We start from the raw sequence: 16,315 nt of genomic DNA, 5'->3' as shown, positions 1-16,315 counted from the left end.
GTAGGAGGGTTTAGGGGGATTGTTTTATAAAATCCCTCCAAACCTCCCTTTAAAAAAGGGAGGTTTAAAAGCACTTAAACCACCAAGTTCACTAGCTTATTCGGTACCACAATTTCTTTCTTGGTTGGCCCAGTCAAGAATGGTTGTACTTCTGGTAACGCTTTGGCAAGTGCAAGAATGTCTTCTTTAGATGCATCTACCGCTACATCAAGCTTGCCGCGTAATTTACCATTTACCTGCACCACAATAGTTTGAGTATTGCGGGTTAATGCAGACTCATCGACCACAGGGAATAGGGTAGAGGTTAATTCAATTCCGAACTCTACCAATAAGGTTTGGCTCAAGTGTGGTGCAAATGGCGCAAGCAAGGTCAATAAAGTCACAATTGCTTCACGTTCAACCGCAAGGTCTTGTTCGTTCTGCGCTTCAAACTTGTTGCAAGCATTCAAGAGTTCCATCAATGCTGCAATTGCAGTGTTGAACGCATGACGACGCTCAATATCATCGCCCACTTTTTGAATGGTTTCATGGGTTTTGCGACGTAAGTCTTGTGCTGCTGTAGCAAGTTTGCTGCTGTCTATTGCAGTTGCATTGCTGCCTTTTTCAAGGAAACCTGCCGCCAAACGCCAAACACGTTTTAAGAAGCGGTTCGCACCTTCAACACCTGCATCTGACCATTCTAAAGACTGATCAGGTGGTGCAGCGAACATCATAAATACACGTGCAGTATCTGCGCCGTATTGGTCAATAATGGCTTGCGGGTCGATACCGTTATTTTTCGATTTCGACATTTTTTCCTGACCGCCAACAATCACAGCTTGACCATCGCCCATGTATTTTGCAGAAAGAACACGACCTTTTTCGTCTTTTTCAAGCTCGATATCGGCAGGGTTAAACCAAGTTTTCTTGCCGCTTTCTGCTTCGCGGTAGAAGGTGTCAGCCAAGACCATGCCTTGAGTCAGTAAGTTGGTAAATGGCTCATTGCCTTGTACCACGCCTTCATCACGCATAAGTTTGTGGAAGAAACGCGCGTACAATAAGTGCAAGATGGCGTGTTCTACACCACCAATATATTGATTAACTGGCAACCAAGTTTGCGCAGCTTCAGGCTTGACCATGCCACCTGTAAAGTCTGGAGATGCGTAACGTGCGTAATACCAAGATGACTCTACAAAAGTATCTAAGGTATCGGTTTCACGACGTGCTTCGCCACCACAGCATGGGCAAGTGGTTTGATAGAATTCAGGCATTTTATTTAACGGGTTGCCTGAGCCATCTGGCACAACATCGGTAGGTAAAATGACAGGAAGCTGATCTTCTGGAACTGGAACTTGTCCACATTTTTCACAGTTGATCATTGGAATTGGGCAACCCCAGTAACGTTGGCGTGAAACACCCCAGTCACGTAAACGGAATTGTACTTTTACGTTGGCTAAACCTTGTGGCTCTAATTTCGCTAAAAGTGCATCAAAAGCCGCTTGGAAATCTAAACCATCAAATTCGCCTGAGTTGACCAGTTTACCTTCTTTAGAACCGTACCACTCTTGCCATTGGGTTGTGTCAAAGTCCGCATCGTCTGCACCTTTGGCATCAATCACCTGAATAATTGGCAATTGGAATTTATTGGCAAACTCAAAATCACGCTCATCGTGTGAAGGTACAGCCATCACTGCGCCAGAACCGTAAGACATCAACACATAGTTGGCAATCCACACTGGCAATTCTTTACCCGTTACTGGATGCTTCACAAACAAGCCAGTCGCCATACCTTTTTTTTCGGCAGTGGCAAGGTCAGCTTCTGCCACAGAACCCATACGGCATTCTTCAATAAAGGCCTTCAATTGCTCATTATTTTCTGCGGCTTTTAACGCCATTGGGTGTTCTGCAGCAACAGCCACATAAGTTGCACCCATTAAGGTATCGGCACGCGTGGTAAATACAGTTAAACCATCTGCATAAATTTCAGGATTTGCCGAAGGAAAGGTAATTTCCATCCCTTGAGAGCGGCCAATCCAGTTACGCTGCATGGTCAAGACTTGTTGCGGCCAACCATCTTTTAAAGTTTCTAAATCGTCGAGTAACTCTTGGGCATAATCGGTAATGCGGAAGTAGTACATTGGAATATCACGTTTTTCTACCAATGCACCTGAACGCCAGCCACGACCATTTTCGACCTGTTCATTGGCTAAAACAGTCTGATCGACAGGATCCCAGTTTACTGTCGAGAGTTTGCGATAAATTAACCCTTTTTTATACAGTTGCACGAATAACCATTGTTCCCAGTGATAATACTCTGGGGTACAGGTGGCAAATTCACGATCCCAATCTACTGCCAAACCCAATTTTTTCAATTGGTCACGCATGTAGGCGATATTTTCAAAGGTCCATTTAGCAGGTGCAACCTGATGGGCAATAGCCGCGTTTTCAGCAGGTAAGCCAAACGCATCCCAACCCATAGGTTGTAATACGGTTTCGCCTTTTAAACGGTGGAAACGACTAATCACATCACCAATGGTGTAGTTACGCACGTGACCCATGTGCAGTTTGCCGCTTGGGTAAGGGAACATCGAGAGGATATAACGATGTGGACCTTCGACAGTGTCGGCAACTTTAAAGGCTTTGCGAGATTCCCAGTCATTCTGGACTTGAGGTTCAATCGCACTGGCTTGATATTCAGGGTCAATGTGAGTAGTCATAAGGTTAAAATCAGGAATAAACGGTTAAAAAAAGTGTGTTGCACAGCATAGCGCAAAATGCAGCAAAAAGTGAATTTTGCGCGCTGGATTGTGCAGGAAAATTTAAGCGAGTCGTACTTTATGGCTTAAAACTTAAAAAACTTGTGGGTTGGCACGTTCTTGTTGTGCCTGATTTAAAGCTGCATTGGCTTCACGTTGTTGCTGATCCATGGCTGGATTTCCTGCAGGATGATTTGTGGTTGGTGTCGCTTGTTGGTTTGTTGCATTTGCAGCAGTAGGCTCAGGGTTCGCAGTAGAATTTGCAGGAATGGCAACAGTAGGTGCTGAATTTTTCCAGCCGTAGGTATCGACTTTACCTTTTTTCTTGGCTGTTTTTGGTGGTGGTGTCGTGGTGTAATGGGTTGATCCATTTGCATCGACCCACTTGTAATATTGTTTTGCAGAAACTGAGCTAGTGGCAAAAATTAGAATCAAGCTTGCAGAAAGACAACTCAAGCGGATCATTGGCGTTTTCATGTTTGGAAGTCCTGAGCAAAAAAGGTAAATGGCAGAAAAACCAATTACAAAAAATCATGTTGGCTAAATTTTAGCAATAATTCCCCGTGAAGCTAGGATTTATTGACAATTTTTTGATGATTTTTATCTGCAATATCGCCCATTTAAAATTGGAGCATTGACTTGTCTATTTGCAAGTTAAAATAAGCTGAAATGCGTTGCTGAATCATAACCAAGCGATTTATATATTTTTTAATTCATTCTTTATTTTTATGTATGTGATATGAAAAAATTATAAAAAATTCAGCAAATATCTGAAAGTTATTTGTTTTATATGGAAATATTGGACTTGGGATTAAATTGTGATGGATGACACAAAGCGTAAAAAATACCCAGTTTATAAATAAAGCAGAAAAAGCCGATTTTTAAACTTGACTTTAGTCGGGTAAACTACAAAAATGCACACTTTAGTTTTATGTGCCTTAGATCGATCACCCTTCGAATAAGTGTCATGTCATGCAATGGGCAACTTCTCTAGCCGAGAAGCTGAACAAAGCTTATAAAATGTGTTTACCCCAACACGTTTTAGATCTCATATTGCTTATACGGTAATCAGATCAGAAATTTTTCCTATTGCCATGAAAACTATGAAATATGTGTGCTATAACAGTGCAGGAATTAATGAACAAAACACTGCAGGTGTCTCCCATTTTGCAGTGACAAGACTAGGGTGAATCACGTTGGAACTTTTATCTGGTGGTGAAATGCTCGTTCGCGCATTGGCGGACGAAGGCGTTGAGCATGTTTTTGGATACCCAGGCGGCGCAGTACTTCATATTTACGATGCGTTCTTTCAACAAGACAAAATTAATCATTACCTTGTGCGCCATGAGCAAGCTGCTGGTCATATGGCAGATGCCTACTCGCGCGTAACAGGTAAAACTGGTGTGGTGCTGGTGACTTCAGGTCCTGGTGCAACCAACACGGTAACTCCAATTGCAACGGCTTATATGGACTCAATCCCAATGGTGATTTTGTCTGGTCAGGTTGCAACACACTTAATTGGTGAAGATGCCTTCCAAGAAACCGATATGGTGGGTATTTCACGTCCGATTGTAAAACACAGTTTCCAAGTGCGTCATGCAAGCGAAATTCCTTCAGTGATTAAGAAGGCATTCTATATTGCATCTTCAGGTCGTCCTGGTCCTGTGGTGGTTGATATTCCTAAGGATGCAACCAACCCAGCAGAAAAATTTGCTTACGAATACCCAGAAAAAGTGAAGATGCGTTCGTATCAACCGCCGCATCGTGGTCACTCAGGTCAAATTCGCAAAGCAATTGATGAGCTATTAAATGCCAAACGTCCTGTGATTTATTCAGGCGGTGGTGTTGTACAAGGCAATGCTTCTGAGCAATTGACTGAACTTGCACACATCTTGGGCTTCCCTGTAACCAATACATTAATGGGCTTGGGCGCGTTCCCGGGTAATGATCCACAATTTATTGGTATGTTGGGCATGCATGGTACGTATGAAGCCAACATGACCATGCACAATGCCGATGTGATTTTGTGTATTGGTGCGCGTTTTGATGACCGTGTAACCAATAACCCTGCAAAATTCTGTCCAAATGCTAAAGTCATTCATATTGACATTGACCCTGCGACAATTTCAAAAACCATCATGGCACACATTCCAATTGTAGGTGCGGTTGAACCTGTACTTCAGGAAATGTTGGTTCAATTGAAGCAATTAAATGTGTCCAAGCCAAACCCTGAAGCGATTGCTGCATGGTGGAATCAGATCAATGAATGGCGTAAAGTTCATGGTTTGAAATATGACAAACCAACCGATGGCACGATGAAGCCGCAACAAGTAGTTGAAGCTTTAGACAAAGTGACCAATGGTGATGCGATCATTACTTCTGACGTAGGTCAGCACCAAATGTTTGGCGCGAACTACTATAAGTATAAGCGTCCACGTCAATGGTTGAACTCTGGTGGTCTAGGTACTATGGGTGTAGGTTTACCGTATGCTATGGCGGCTAAACTGGCTTATCCAGATCAACAGGTTGTATGTATCACGGGTGAAGCATCGATTCAGATGTGTATCCAAGAGCTTTCTACCTGTAAGCAATATGGTTTAAACGTTAAGATCTTATGCTTGAATAACCAAGCTTTAGGTATGGTTAAACAATGGCAAGATATGAATTATGAAGGTCGTCACTCAAGTTCTTATGTTGACTCATTGCCTGACTTCCCTAAATTGATGGAAGCTTATGGTCACGTTGGTATTCAAATTAACCATGCCGATGAGCTTGAGTCTAAGCTTGCAGAAGCGATGGCGATTAATGACAAATGCGTATTCATTAACGTAATGGTTGACCGTACAGAGCACGTTTATCCGATGCAAATTGCGGGTCAATCCATGAAAGATATGTGGTTAGGTAAAGGGGAGCGCACAGAATGAGACACATTATTTCCGTTCTCGTTGAAAACGAATCAGGTGCGCTTTCTCGTTTAGTGGGTTTATTCTCTCAACGTGGTTATAACATTGAGACTTTAAACGTTGCGCCAACCGAAGACCCAACACTTTCACGTTTAACGCTTACAACTTATGGTGATGATCATAAAATTGAGCAAATCACCAAACAACTGAATAAATTGGTTGAAGTGGTTAAAGTGGTCGACCTGTCAGAAGGCCCGCATATTGAACGCGAATTGATGCTGATTAAAGTCAAAGCATCGGGTGCTGCACGTGCTGAAATCAAACGTACTGCAGACATCTTCCGCGGACAAATTGTGGATGTCACACCAACGACTTATACGGTGCAGCTTGCGGGTACAACTGAAAAACTAGATGGTTTTATTGACGCGATTGCTGAAAACACCATTTTAGAAGTTGTGCGTTCAGGTGTGTCAGGTATCGCACGCGGCGAAAAAGTTTTAACCATTTAACTAAATTTCATAGTTAATTTTACTCATCGAATTCATTCCATCTCAAAGGATGGAGAGCTTACTCAAGTACTGAATAGACAAGTACTTGAGTAAGATAGGAATCCTAAGCATTTTAGCGGAGACAGCAATGCAAATTTTTTACGATAAAGACTGCGACTTATCTATCATTCAATCTAAGAAAGTAGCGATCATTGGTTACGGTTCACAAGGTCACGCGCACGCGCTTAACCTTAAAGATTCTGGCGTAGACGTAACTGTAGGTTTACGTGCTGGTTCTGCTTCTTGGAAAAAAGCTGAAAATTCGGGTCTTAAAGTTTCTGAAGTTCCTGCTGCTGTTGCTCAAGCTGACTTAGTTATGATTTTGACTCCAGATGAGTTCCAATCACAACTTTATCGTGACGTGATTGAGCCAAACATCAAGCAAGGCGCAACTTTAGCATTTGCTCACGGCTTCTCTGTACTTTATAACCAAGTTGTTCCACGTGCAGACTTAGATGTAATCATGGTTGCACCTAAAGCACCTGGTCATACTGTACGTTCTGAATTCCAACGTGGTTCAGGTGTTCCTGATCTTATCGCGATTCATCAAGATGCTTCTGGTAATGCACGTAACGTTGCACTTTCTTACGCTTCAGGTGTAGGTGGTGGTCGTACAGGTATCATCGAAACTTCTTTCCGTGAAGAAACTGAAACTGACTTATTTGGTGAGCAAGCAGTTCTTTGTGGTGGTGCTGTTGAATTGGTTAAAATGGGCTTCGAAACTCTTGTTGAAGCGGGTTATGCACCAGAAATGGCTTACTTCGAATGCTTACACGAGCTTAAATTAATCGTTGATTTGATGTTCGAAGGCGGTATCGCTGACATGAACTATTCAGTATCTAACAATGCTGAATATGGCGAGTATGTAACAGGTACTGAAGTAATTAATGAACAATCACGTGAAGCAATGCGTAATGCACTTAAACGTATTCAGTCTGGTGAATATGCGAAGATGTTCATCCAAGAAGGTGCGTTGAACTACCCATCAATGACAGCTCGTCGTCGTCAAAACGCGGCTCACGGTATTGAAGTAACGGGTAACAAGTTACGTGCGATGATGCCTTGGATCCAAGCAAACAAAATCGTAGACAAAGAGAAAAACTAAGTTTTAGTTTAATCTTTAAAAAACCCTTATTGTATATAAGGGTTTTTTTATGAGTGAAGTAAAGGATGTTACGTGCCTTGCGCTTCGCTCAGAACTGTGTTTTCACTCCTTGCGCTGTAAGCGTCCGCTGAACCCCATGCCTATTTTTTAATTTGAGTTGGATTTCCAGCGATGTGGCGTAATTCTTCTATTGGGGTCGCTTTATGCGTCGGCAGCCTTTTCAGCACATCACTTAAATAGGCATACGGATCCAAGCCATTCAGCTTTGCTGACTGGATTAAAGTCATGATATTCGCCGCTCGCTGGCCGCTGCGCAGCGAGCCAGCAAACAGCCAGTTCTTGCGCCCTAAGGCCCAAGGTCGCATTTGATTCTCTACCCAATTATTGCAAATCGGTAGATTGCCATCATCCAAATAGCGGATTAAAGCTGGCCAACGCTTCAGAGTGTAATTGATGACCTTGGCGGTGGGAGAACTCGATGGCACCGTCAGATGATGTTGGTTGAGCCATTCATATAGTTGTTGCATCACCAGTTGGCTATGCTGTTGTCGGTATTCGCGGCGGTCTTCCGCTGTACCATCGGTCTTTTTCCTGAGTTCTGCTTCTATGGCATACAGTTTCTGAATCAGCACTAATGCCTGTTCAGCGACCTGACTTTTCCCGGTCACATGCAGTTCATGGAATTTACTGTTAGCGGCAATGTAAAAATGACCCCCCAACAGCATTTGAAAATTGACCCCCTTGGTTAATATAGTGGTCTTTTTGGACTGCTCAACATGTTAACTTTGGAGCAAGCAGTGACAATCCAAATACTTCATCAACAAGGTCAATCTATTAAGGCAATTTGAACCGTACCGGGTTTGTCGGAGACTCAATATTCTGAGAGACTATTCCGATGAAAAAACCAAACTATACTCCCGAAATTAGAGAAAGAGCGGTTCAATTACTCATTGAATCTGAAAAGGCGGATTCAAACCCTGTGACAGTTCAATGAAGTTTATATTTCGAGTCATTGAGGATATGTAGCTTTGCTTACTTTAAATGCTTTGATCTAGTAAAATGATGCTATTCGTGCTTTAGATCTGGTGGGTGAATATGCATATTTTATATGTGAGCGATGGTAAGGCAGGTCATCGCTCTCAAGCATTGGGTCTTTTTAAGGCAATGCAAAAGCAAACAAATATTGATCTGACTTTTGAAGAAATTTCAATTGATCATTTACCACTGTTGAGTTTATTGACCGCATATAAAAAACAAAAACATGCTGCAGTATCGCAGCCACCTGATTATATTTTTGGAGTAGGTAGTCATACGCAATTACGTGTTTTATTGATGGGCAAAGTTTTTCCATGTGCGAAAACTGTCATTTTAATGAAACCCAATTTTCCATTATCTTGGTTTGATCATGTGGTTATTCCTGAACATGATGGTGTGCTAGAGCGGGAAAATGTGATTGTTACACAAGGTGCGTTGAATCCCATTGAAAATGAGCAGCGACACATAGCAAACCGTATTTTGATTGCGTTAGGTGGTTCATCTAAACGGCATATTTGGAATGCAGATAAGGTGATGTCTGCGATTCAGCAGATTGTGCAGCAGAACATGCAGTGTGACATTATTTTGACGAGTTCTAGGCGTACACCTGCTGATTTTTTACCTGCAGTGGCTCAGCAAAGTTTTGCTTCACAACTGCAAATTTTTCCAGTTGAAGAAACGCCGCAGGGCTGGATTTTTGAAGAGATGCAAAAAGCGGAAGCTGTATGGGTGACTGAAGATAGCGTATCTATGATATACGAAGCACTCACCGCAGGCTGTAAAGTGGGGCTTGTTCAGATAGATCGAGCGAAAGAGGATCGAATTACGCGTTCCGTGCAGCATTTGATTGATCAAAAACTTGTATCGAATGCTAGACAAATTGCTGAATTATATTCTACGACTGCTTTTAAAGAAGCAGAGCGTGTGGCAACATATCTTTTAATCAAGTAGCTGTGATTTAATCGTGATTTATATTCTGATTGTTTTATTTATCTTGTTGTTCGCATTCAGTTATAAGTACGCATGGTGGAAGCCAGCAGTAGATTGGAATAGACCACGAATTTTAATGTATCACATGGTACGTGAGCACATTGATGGTGCAAAATTTAATAAATTACGAGTTAGGCCCACTGAGTTTGAAAAGCAAATAGCATGGCTAAAAGCAGAAGGTTTTAACTTTGTAACTATGCAGGAATTACAAGATCATTGGGGGAGGCATCCTGCAAAAACTGTTGCAATCACTTTTGATGATGGTTATTTAGATAACTTGGAAAATGCTTTTCCAATTTTAGAAAAATATCAAGCCAAAGCGACGATTTATGTAGTGATAGACCGACATGATCGAGATTGGTCAACCTACAAAAAAGCACATCATAATAGTGGTGAACTTGCCCGTGAGCCTAAATTAAATGATGAACAAGTCAAATTGTTATCAAATTCCGGTTTGATAGAAATTGGTTCACATACAATGACCCATGCGAATCTTGCAAAGTTGGATGATATTGAATGCTTAGATGAGTTAACTCAATCCAAGCAATCACTTGAAGATTTGATTCATCGCTCTGTAAATAGTTTTGCATATCCATTTGGTATTTATGCCGCGCGTGATGTAAGTTTGGCACAGCAGGCAGGATATACCAATGCAGTAACAACGCAAGAAGGCATAGATGGGAAAATGCCTGATTTTATGCAATTGCAACGTATTAAAGTGAGTGGTAAAGACTCATTATTTGCTTTTAAATTGCGAATGAAATTGGGGAAAAGAGCTTAGTTGCTTTCTCTACTATTAATTTTTCTTACATGATCTAATTGGTTGAAGTAAGTTGTGAGTTTCATCCGATGTTTGTTCCATGTTTGAATTGGATGAAGACGACTTGTTAAGTAAATGATGAAGTCTGTAAATTTTCGCTGGGGTGTATGGCGTATACTTTTCCAATAGGTTGAAATTGCTTTTTTGATCAGTAGTTTTTTATTTTGTTCAGCAATATCTGGATAGTCTCGGATAAAATCATCAATTGTGAAGAACATATCATGGTGTTGTTGTTCTAGATGGCGGGATAGGCGGTTTTCCCCACGAATAGATTTTGTTTCAGTCTCATCTAAAATAACAAAAACACTATGTAAGTCGCTAGAGATTATTTTTTTTGAATATTTGGATAAGTTTAAAGCTAATGATTCATCTTGAATAAATATGTTTTCATTGCAGCCTTTGGATTTTATAAATAAGTCACGTGTACACATAACGCACATCTGCATAATATTATTTTCAAGTACGTAATTTAAAGGTGTTGTGCTAGATTGCCATGTTGCAATAGTGTGCTTCTGAATTTCATTCAGATCGTGAATTTTAACCTTTTCTGCATAACATAAATCGGCATTTTGCTTTTGCATTTCTGCTAAAAACATATTGAGACGATTAGGTGCTAAAACATCATCAGCATCCATGAAAAATAGATAATTACCAGTTGCAGAAAATGCACCTTGATTTAAACGAACAGCTGGGCCTTTATTGTCTGCATTTTGAATGATTTTGATTTTTGGGTAAGTTTCTATTAGATATTTACTGTTTTTAGACCATTCTGGGTCTGTAGAGCAGTCATCTACCACAATAATTTCGTGCAAATTTTCATCTTGAGGTTGTAGTGATTCAATGGTTCTATTCAGTAATTGGCCTTTATTGTAATGAGTGAGGATGACTGAAATCATTTTAATATCCTAAATTACGTTTAAAAGCTTGGGTAATTGGGCTTGATGAGTTTAAATCTTGGGTATTTCTGACATTTGGATACTGAAAAATATCTTCGAGCATTTGTCTCTGCATGAGTTGAGCTTGAAGATATTTCTCATTTAAAGGTTCTAAAATAGACTTGGGGCCATATATTGAGCTGACAAAACGTCCACTTTGGATAGTTTCGGCAAGCATGGAAGTACTGTCTTCTGTGACGAAAATATAAGTAGCTTGTTGAATTAGTTGAATTAGTGACAAAGCTTTTTCAGTATGAATAAAATGTAATTGGATATTTTTTGGAATATCAGTTTTATTCAAAAATGCACTTAGATTTGGTGTGCGACGTGAGTTGGTAATTAAGCCTTTAAGTTGATTGTTTCTACAAAATAGAATGAAGTTACTTATGATTTTTTCAAAATCTGTATAAGTAAAAGGGTGTTCATCTGTAGCCCCTCCTAAAACGAGTAAAGCTGTTGTTTGATCGAGTTGATCATGTTGCATGTTAAAAAACTCTTTTTTAACAGGTGGTGTTGTTAGTACAACTTGATCTGACTGCGTATTTTGTGGGAGTGCAGTAATTGTGCAGCTGACTAGTTTGCTGTTTACCTTACGTAAGTCACCTGCATAAAATAGAGGAACTTTTAAATTACGGCTTACAAAAATGCCATAGATTAGGTTGGGCATTCCAGAGCAAATAATGCAGTTAATATCATGATTTAAAATAAAATTTTTAAAAAACAAAGCAGCAAATAAGTCGAATAAACGCGGATACCAACTAATTTTTTTTAAGAGGCTGATTTGCCACTTTTTTAAGGTGGGTGTAACTATTTTATATAAAGTTGTTGAATAAGCGGTTTCTAGATTGTCGTAAACTCCTAAGCTAGGGTTTAAATGCCCAGCACGTTGGTCATGAATAATAAGAACAGCAAGGCTAGGTTTGCTTTTCATAAGATTTGAAAGTTTGACATATCAATTTTGTATAGTAGCAAAAATCTATTCTGTTGTCAGAGCAACCTTGAAGTAAGGCAAGATTCAGAGTGTTATTTTAAATTAGGTGGTGGCCTATTTAGATTAATAATAATAAAATGTTTTCTAATCAGTAGTTAGCGCAATTTGAAAAAGGCTTTTCTTGAAAAAATTAAAAATAGTTCACACAGTTTATGGGGATGCTTCAGGTGGGCGTTGGCAAGCAATGCTGAACACTTTTGATGCATTAGAAAGCAAGGGGCATGAAGGTTTTTTGGTATATGGTGATGAAAATAAAAAGTTAAAATCTGAGAGTTATCCAAAGTTTGTACTCAATAGTTCAGGGTTTTATGATCTGATTGCAGCAGTAAAACTAGCTTTATGGTTACGCTCTTATCGGCCTGATCTTGTAATCGCCCATAGTGGACGTGCTGTTTACTTATTTAAAAATGCGATGTTTTTTTCACAAATCAAATGCCCTGTTATTGCGATGAATCATAGTCATAATGTGAAAAGGACATTACGCGCAGATGGATTTATTCATATTACTCCTTATGTAGCCCAGTGTGTTGCTGATGCTGCAAAAAAGAAGGGTGTGGATTTGAGAAAAAAACCACAAGCAGTTATTCCAAATTTAATACATTTGCCAGAAGATGAACCTTCTTTTGCTAAAAAACTTGGGGAACCTGTGGTCTTGGGGATTATGACGCGCTTGGTTGAATATAAGGGTACACACATAGCAATTTCTGCTGTGGAGCAGTTAAAGCAAAAAGGATACATGGTCAAGTTGTTGATTGCAGGGGATGGTGAACAGAAAGAGTTTTTATTTCAGCAAGTTAAAGATTTGAATTTGGAAGGTGAAGTAGAGTTTTTAGGCTGGATTAGCGGAGAACAAAAAAGAAAGTTTTATAAAGATATTGATATTGCTCTCGTTCCTACAATGAATGATACCCAACCATTGGCTATATTAGATGCTTTTGCTTGGGGGAAACCTGTTGTTGCGAGTGATCATATTAGTGTCCAGCAAATTGTTCGACAAGGTGAAAATGGTTTGATGACAAAATGCGGAGATGTTCAAGATCTAGTTAATAATCTAATTATTCTGATTGAATCCCCTGAGCAAATTAGTAGAATGGCACAGGTTGGACACCAAGATGCTGAAAATGAATATCAATTTTGCAAAGTTGCGGATAAGCTGATCGATTTTCTTGATTCTACATATATTTAATAATGTCATTATGGTTTATTTGGGTTGGTTATGAAAATTTTAGTTACAGGCGGTGCAGGATTTATTGGTTCAGCTGTCATCCGCCATATTATTCAAAATACCAACAACCACGTTCTAAATATCGATAAGTTGACTTATGCAGGTAATTTAGAATCGTTAAAAGAAATCGATCAATATCCGAACTATGAGTTCAAACAAATCGATATTTGTGATACAGAACAAATTACAGCTGCAATAGATGCATTTCAACCTAATGCAATTATGCATTTAGCTGCAGAGTCGCATGTAGACCGCTCAATTGATGGCCCAGCAGCATTTATTCAAACCAATATTGTGGGAACTTATACTTTATTAGAAGCCGCTCGAAAGTATTGGATGGGGCTTGACGCCGAAGCTCAACAAAACTTTCGCTTTCATCATATTTCAACTGATGAGGTTTATGGTGACTTAGAAGGCACGACAGATTTGTTTACTGAAACAACTTCATACGCGCCAAGCTCTCCATATTCTGCCTCTAAAGCCAGTTCAGACCATTTAGTACGTGCTTGGCACAGAACTTATGGCCTACCTGTTATAGTCACCAACTGCTCAAATAATTATGGGCCTTACCATTTTCCTGAAAAATTAATTCCATTGGTGATTCTAAATGCACTGGATGCTAAACCTTTACCTGTATATGGTAATGGTCAGCAAATTCGGGATTGGTTATTTGTAGAAGATCATGCACGTGCTTTATATAAAGTGGTGACCGAGGGTGTGGTGGGTGAAACCTACAATATTGGTGGGCATAATGAAAAGCAGAATATTGAAGTAGTCAAAACTATTTGTAAAATTTTGAATGAGCTAAAACCACAGGTAAATGGTCAAACCTATGAATCACTGATTACATTTGTAAAAGACCGCCCTGGGCATGATTTACGCTATGCGATTGATGCTACAAAAATTCAAAATGAATTAGGTTGGACACCTACAGAAACTTTTGAAACTGGAATTCGTAAAACGGTGCAATGGTATTTAAATAATTTAGATTGGTGTCATCGAGTGCAAGATGGCAGTTACCAACGCGAAAGATTAGGTGTAAATTCATAATGTCAAATACAACAAAAGGTATTATTTTAGCGGGCGGTTCAGGTACACGTTTATATCCGATTACCAAAGGTGTATCTAAGCAATTATTGCCTATTTATGACAAGCCAATGGTGTATTACCCACTTTCAGTGCTTATGCTTGCAGGTATTTGTGAAGTACTCATTATTAGTACTCCTGAAGATATTGATGGTTTTAAGCGTTTGTTGGGTGATGGTGCTCAATTTGGTATTCAGCTTGAATATGCAGTCCAACCTAGTCCAGACGGTTTAGCGCAAGCATTTATAATTGGTGAAAGCTTTATTGGGGATAGTAATGTTTGCTTAGTGCTTGGCGACAATATTTTTTATGGTCAAGGTTTTACTCCAATGCTACGTCAAGCCGTTGCCCGTCAAAAAGGTGCAACGGTATTTGGCTATCAGGTGAAAGACCCTGAGCGTTTTGGTGTGGTTGAATTTGATGAGCAGAAACGAGCAATTTCTTTAGAAGAAAAACCTAAACAACCTAAATCCCACTTTGCGGTCACAGGTCTATATTTTTATGACAATGATGTGATTCAAATTGCGAAACAAGTGAAGCCTTCTGAACGTGGAGAATTAGAAATTACCACAGTTAATCAGATGTATTTAGAGCGCGGTGATCTAAATGTGGAATTGCTCGGACGTGGTTTTGCATGGTTAGATACAGGTACACATTCAAGTTTACTGGAGGCAGCACAGTTTGTAGAAACCATTGAAAAACGCCAGGGTTATAAAGTGGCGTGTTTGGAAGAAATTGCCTTGAATAATGGTTGGCTGAGCAAAGAACAAGTTTTAGAAATTGGTCAAAGCATGAGTAAAAATGATTATGGGCAATATCTAATTTCTTTGGTGAATGAGATATGAGTCAAGAGTCAATTTATGTCACTCAACCTGTTTTACCTGAGCTTGCAGAATTTATTCCTTATTTAGAACAAATTTGGAAAAATAAAATTTTAACCAACTGTGGACCATTACATCAGCAGTTGGAAAAAGAGCTTTGTGAGTATTTGGGCGTTGATTATATTTCATTATTTAATAATGGAACAATTGCGTTAGTAACAGCACTACAGGCGCTAGGGCTTGAGCAAGGTGAAGTGATTACGACGCCATATACTTTTGTTGCTACGGCTCACTCGATAGTTTGGAATAAACTCACTCCAGTCTTTGTTGATATTGATCCGCAAACATCTAATATTGACCCAGTAAAAGTTGAGCAAGCCATAACTGATAAGACAGTCGCGATTTTACCTGTACATTGTTATGGCATCCCTTGTGATGTGGAAGTACTACAAAATATTGCTACTAAGCATAATTTAAAATTAATCTATGATGCAGCACATGCTTTTGGAGTGAGATATCAAGGACAGAGCCTATTAAATTATGGAGATTTAAGTGTAATGAGCTTTCATGCTACAAAAGTATTTAATACTTTTGAGGGGGGGGCTATTGTTTGTCACAGTGTTGAAATGAAACAACGCATTGACCGTTTAAAGAATTTTGGTATTGTGAATGAAAGTATAATAGATGATATTTCTTTAAATGGTAAATTGAGTGAAGTACATGCTGCACTAGGTTTACTACAATTAAAATCTATTGATAGCACATTATTAGCACGAAAAAAAATAGATGAAATGTATCGTAATGGACTTGCAGGTATATCAGGGATTTACTGTATTAAACGTCCAAGTTTAGAAAAAGATAATTACTCTTATTTTCCAATCGTTATTTCTAAGCCGTATCCGCTTAGACGTGATGAATTGTTTGAAAAACTAAAGCTTAATGGGATTTTTGCAAGAAAATATTTTTATCCGATAATGACTGATTTGGCTATTTATAAGGAATATCAATCAGACACTCCTGAAGCGAAACTCTTATCAGAGGGAGTGCTTTGCTTGCCGCTATATCCAAATCTTAGCCTAGATTCAGTACAGAAAATTATTGATTTAATTAAGGACAATTAA

General features: G+C 39.5%; 13 protein-coding genes and 1 pseudogene. 9 read left to right on the top strand and 5 right to left on the bottom strand.

From position 1 onward, the window contains the following. Positions 1-74 precede the first annotated feature (74 nt). Both leuS and J4G44_RS00320 read right to left on the bottom strand, forming a co-directional pair. Complete coding sequence (gene leuS, locus J4G44_RS00325; protein WP_207973734.1) at positions 75-2,696, bottom strand: leucine--tRNA ligase; 2,622 nt, start codon at positions 2,694-2,696, stop codon at positions 75-77. 132 nt (positions 2,697-2,828) lie between these two features. Beyond that, positions 2,829-3,200: a DUF4124 domain-containing protein gene (locus J4G44_RS00320; RefSeq protein ID WP_372238842.1), complete on the bottom strand. Its 372-nt coding sequence runs from the start codon at positions 3,198-3,200 to the stop codon at positions 2,829-2,831. Between the two features lie 731 nt (positions 3,201-3,931). Here J4G44_RS00320 and J4G44_RS00315 point away from each other — a divergent pair. The 3 genes from J4G44_RS00315 to ilvC all read left to right on the top strand — a co-directional run bounded on the left by J4G44_RS00315 (position 3,932) and on the right by ilvC (position 7,291). After that, positions 3,932-5,659, top strand: a complete 1,728-nt coding sequence (locus J4G44_RS00315) for an acetolactate synthase 3 large subunit (protein WP_096902629.1) — start codon at positions 3,932-3,934, stop codon at positions 5,657-5,659. Next, positions 5,656-6,147 carry an acetolactate synthase small subunit gene (gene ilvN / locus J4G44_RS00310; protein ID WP_004974986.1) on the top strand — a complete coding sequence of 164 codons (492 nt, stop codon included), beginning with the start codon at positions 5,656-5,658 and terminating at the stop codon, positions 6,145-6,147. Before J4G44_RS00315 ends, ilvN begins: the two co-directional genes overlap by 4 nt. A 127-nt stretch (positions 6,148-6,274) precedes the next feature. After that, positions 6,275-7,291: a ketol-acid reductoisomerase gene (gene ilvC / locus J4G44_RS00305; RefSeq protein WP_004974988.1), complete on the top strand. Its 1,017-nt coding sequence runs from the start codon at positions 6,275-6,277 to the stop codon at positions 7,289-7,291. Between the two features lie 147 nt (positions 7,292-7,438). Here the strand turns inward: ilvC and J4G44_RS00300 are convergent. Continuing rightward, positions 7,439-7,986: pseudogene (locus J4G44_RS00300) on the bottom strand (IS66 family transposase); the annotation flags it as partial. A 400-nt stretch (positions 7,987-8,386) separates the two neighbouring features. On the opposite strand from J4G44_RS00300, the gene J4G44_RS00295 reads away from it, so the two are divergent. Beyond that, the gene (locus J4G44_RS00295; protein ID WP_178867574.1) at positions 8,387-9,277 is read left to right on the top strand and encodes a mitochondrial fission ELM1 family protein; all 891 of its coding nucleotides are present in this window, start codon (positions 8,387-8,389) and stop codon (positions 9,275-9,277) included. A gap of 13 nt (positions 9,278-9,290) precedes the next feature. Beyond that, complete coding sequence (locus tag J4G44_RS00290; protein ID WP_136143931.1) at positions 9,291-10,097, top strand: polysaccharide deacetylase family protein; 807 nt, start codon at positions 9,291-9,293, stop codon at positions 10,095-10,097. Here J4G44_RS00290 and J4G44_RS00285 read toward each other — a convergent pair. Further along, complete coding sequence (locus J4G44_RS00285) at positions 10,094-11,032, bottom strand: glycosyltransferase family 2 protein (RefSeq protein ID WP_136143930.1); 939 nt, start codon at positions 11,030-11,032, stop codon at positions 10,094-10,096. The two genes, J4G44_RS00290 and J4G44_RS00285, sit on opposite strands and share 4 nt — an antisense overlap. Before the next feature lies 1 nt (position 11,033). Beyond that, positions 11,034-12,002: an ELM1/GtrOC1 family putative glycosyltransferase gene (locus J4G44_RS00280; RefSeq protein WP_019836451.1), complete on the bottom strand. Its 969-nt coding sequence runs from the start codon at positions 12,000-12,002 to the stop codon at positions 11,034-11,036. Between the two features lie 181 nt (positions 12,003-12,183). On the opposite strand from J4G44_RS00280, the gene J4G44_RS00275 reads away from it, so the two are divergent. From J4G44_RS00275 to J4G44_RS00260, 4 genes are read left to right on the top strand one after another with little or no spacing between them, the layout of a single operon-like run. Further along, positions 12,184-13,248 carry a glycosyltransferase family 4 protein gene (locus J4G44_RS00275; protein ID WP_167846278.1) on the top strand — a complete coding sequence of 355 codons (1,065 nt, stop codon included), beginning with the start codon at positions 12,184-12,186 and terminating at the stop codon, positions 13,246-13,248. A gap of 30 nt (positions 13,249-13,278) precedes the next feature. Beyond that, the gene (gene rfbB / locus J4G44_RS00270) at positions 13,279-14,337 is read left to right on the top strand and encodes a dTDP-glucose 4,6-dehydratase (RefSeq protein ID WP_131261827.1); all 1,059 of its coding nucleotides are present in this window, start codon (positions 13,279-13,281) and stop codon (positions 14,335-14,337) included. Then, the gene (gene rfbA, locus J4G44_RS00265; protein ID WP_131261828.1) at positions 14,337-15,218 is read left to right on the top strand and encodes a glucose-1-phosphate thymidylyltransferase RfbA; all 882 of its coding nucleotides are present in this window, start codon (positions 14,337-14,339) and stop codon (positions 15,216-15,218) included. The genes rfbB and rfbA overlap by 1 nt, the downstream gene beginning before the upstream one ends. Then, positions 15,215-16,315 (top strand): DegT/DnrJ/EryC1/StrS family aminotransferase, encoded by a 1,101-nt coding sequence (locus tag J4G44_RS00260; protein ID WP_131261829.1) that lies wholly within the window; start codon positions 15,215-15,217, stop codon positions 16,313-16,315. Before rfbA ends, J4G44_RS00260 begins: the two co-directional genes overlap by 4 nt.

The organism is Acinetobacter towneri (assembly GCF_017498585.1).
GTDB lineage: Bacteria > Pseudomonadota > Gammaproteobacteria > Pseudomonadales > Moraxellaceae > Acinetobacter > Acinetobacter towneri.
This window is presented reverse-complemented; position numbering and strand designations above follow the sequence as displayed.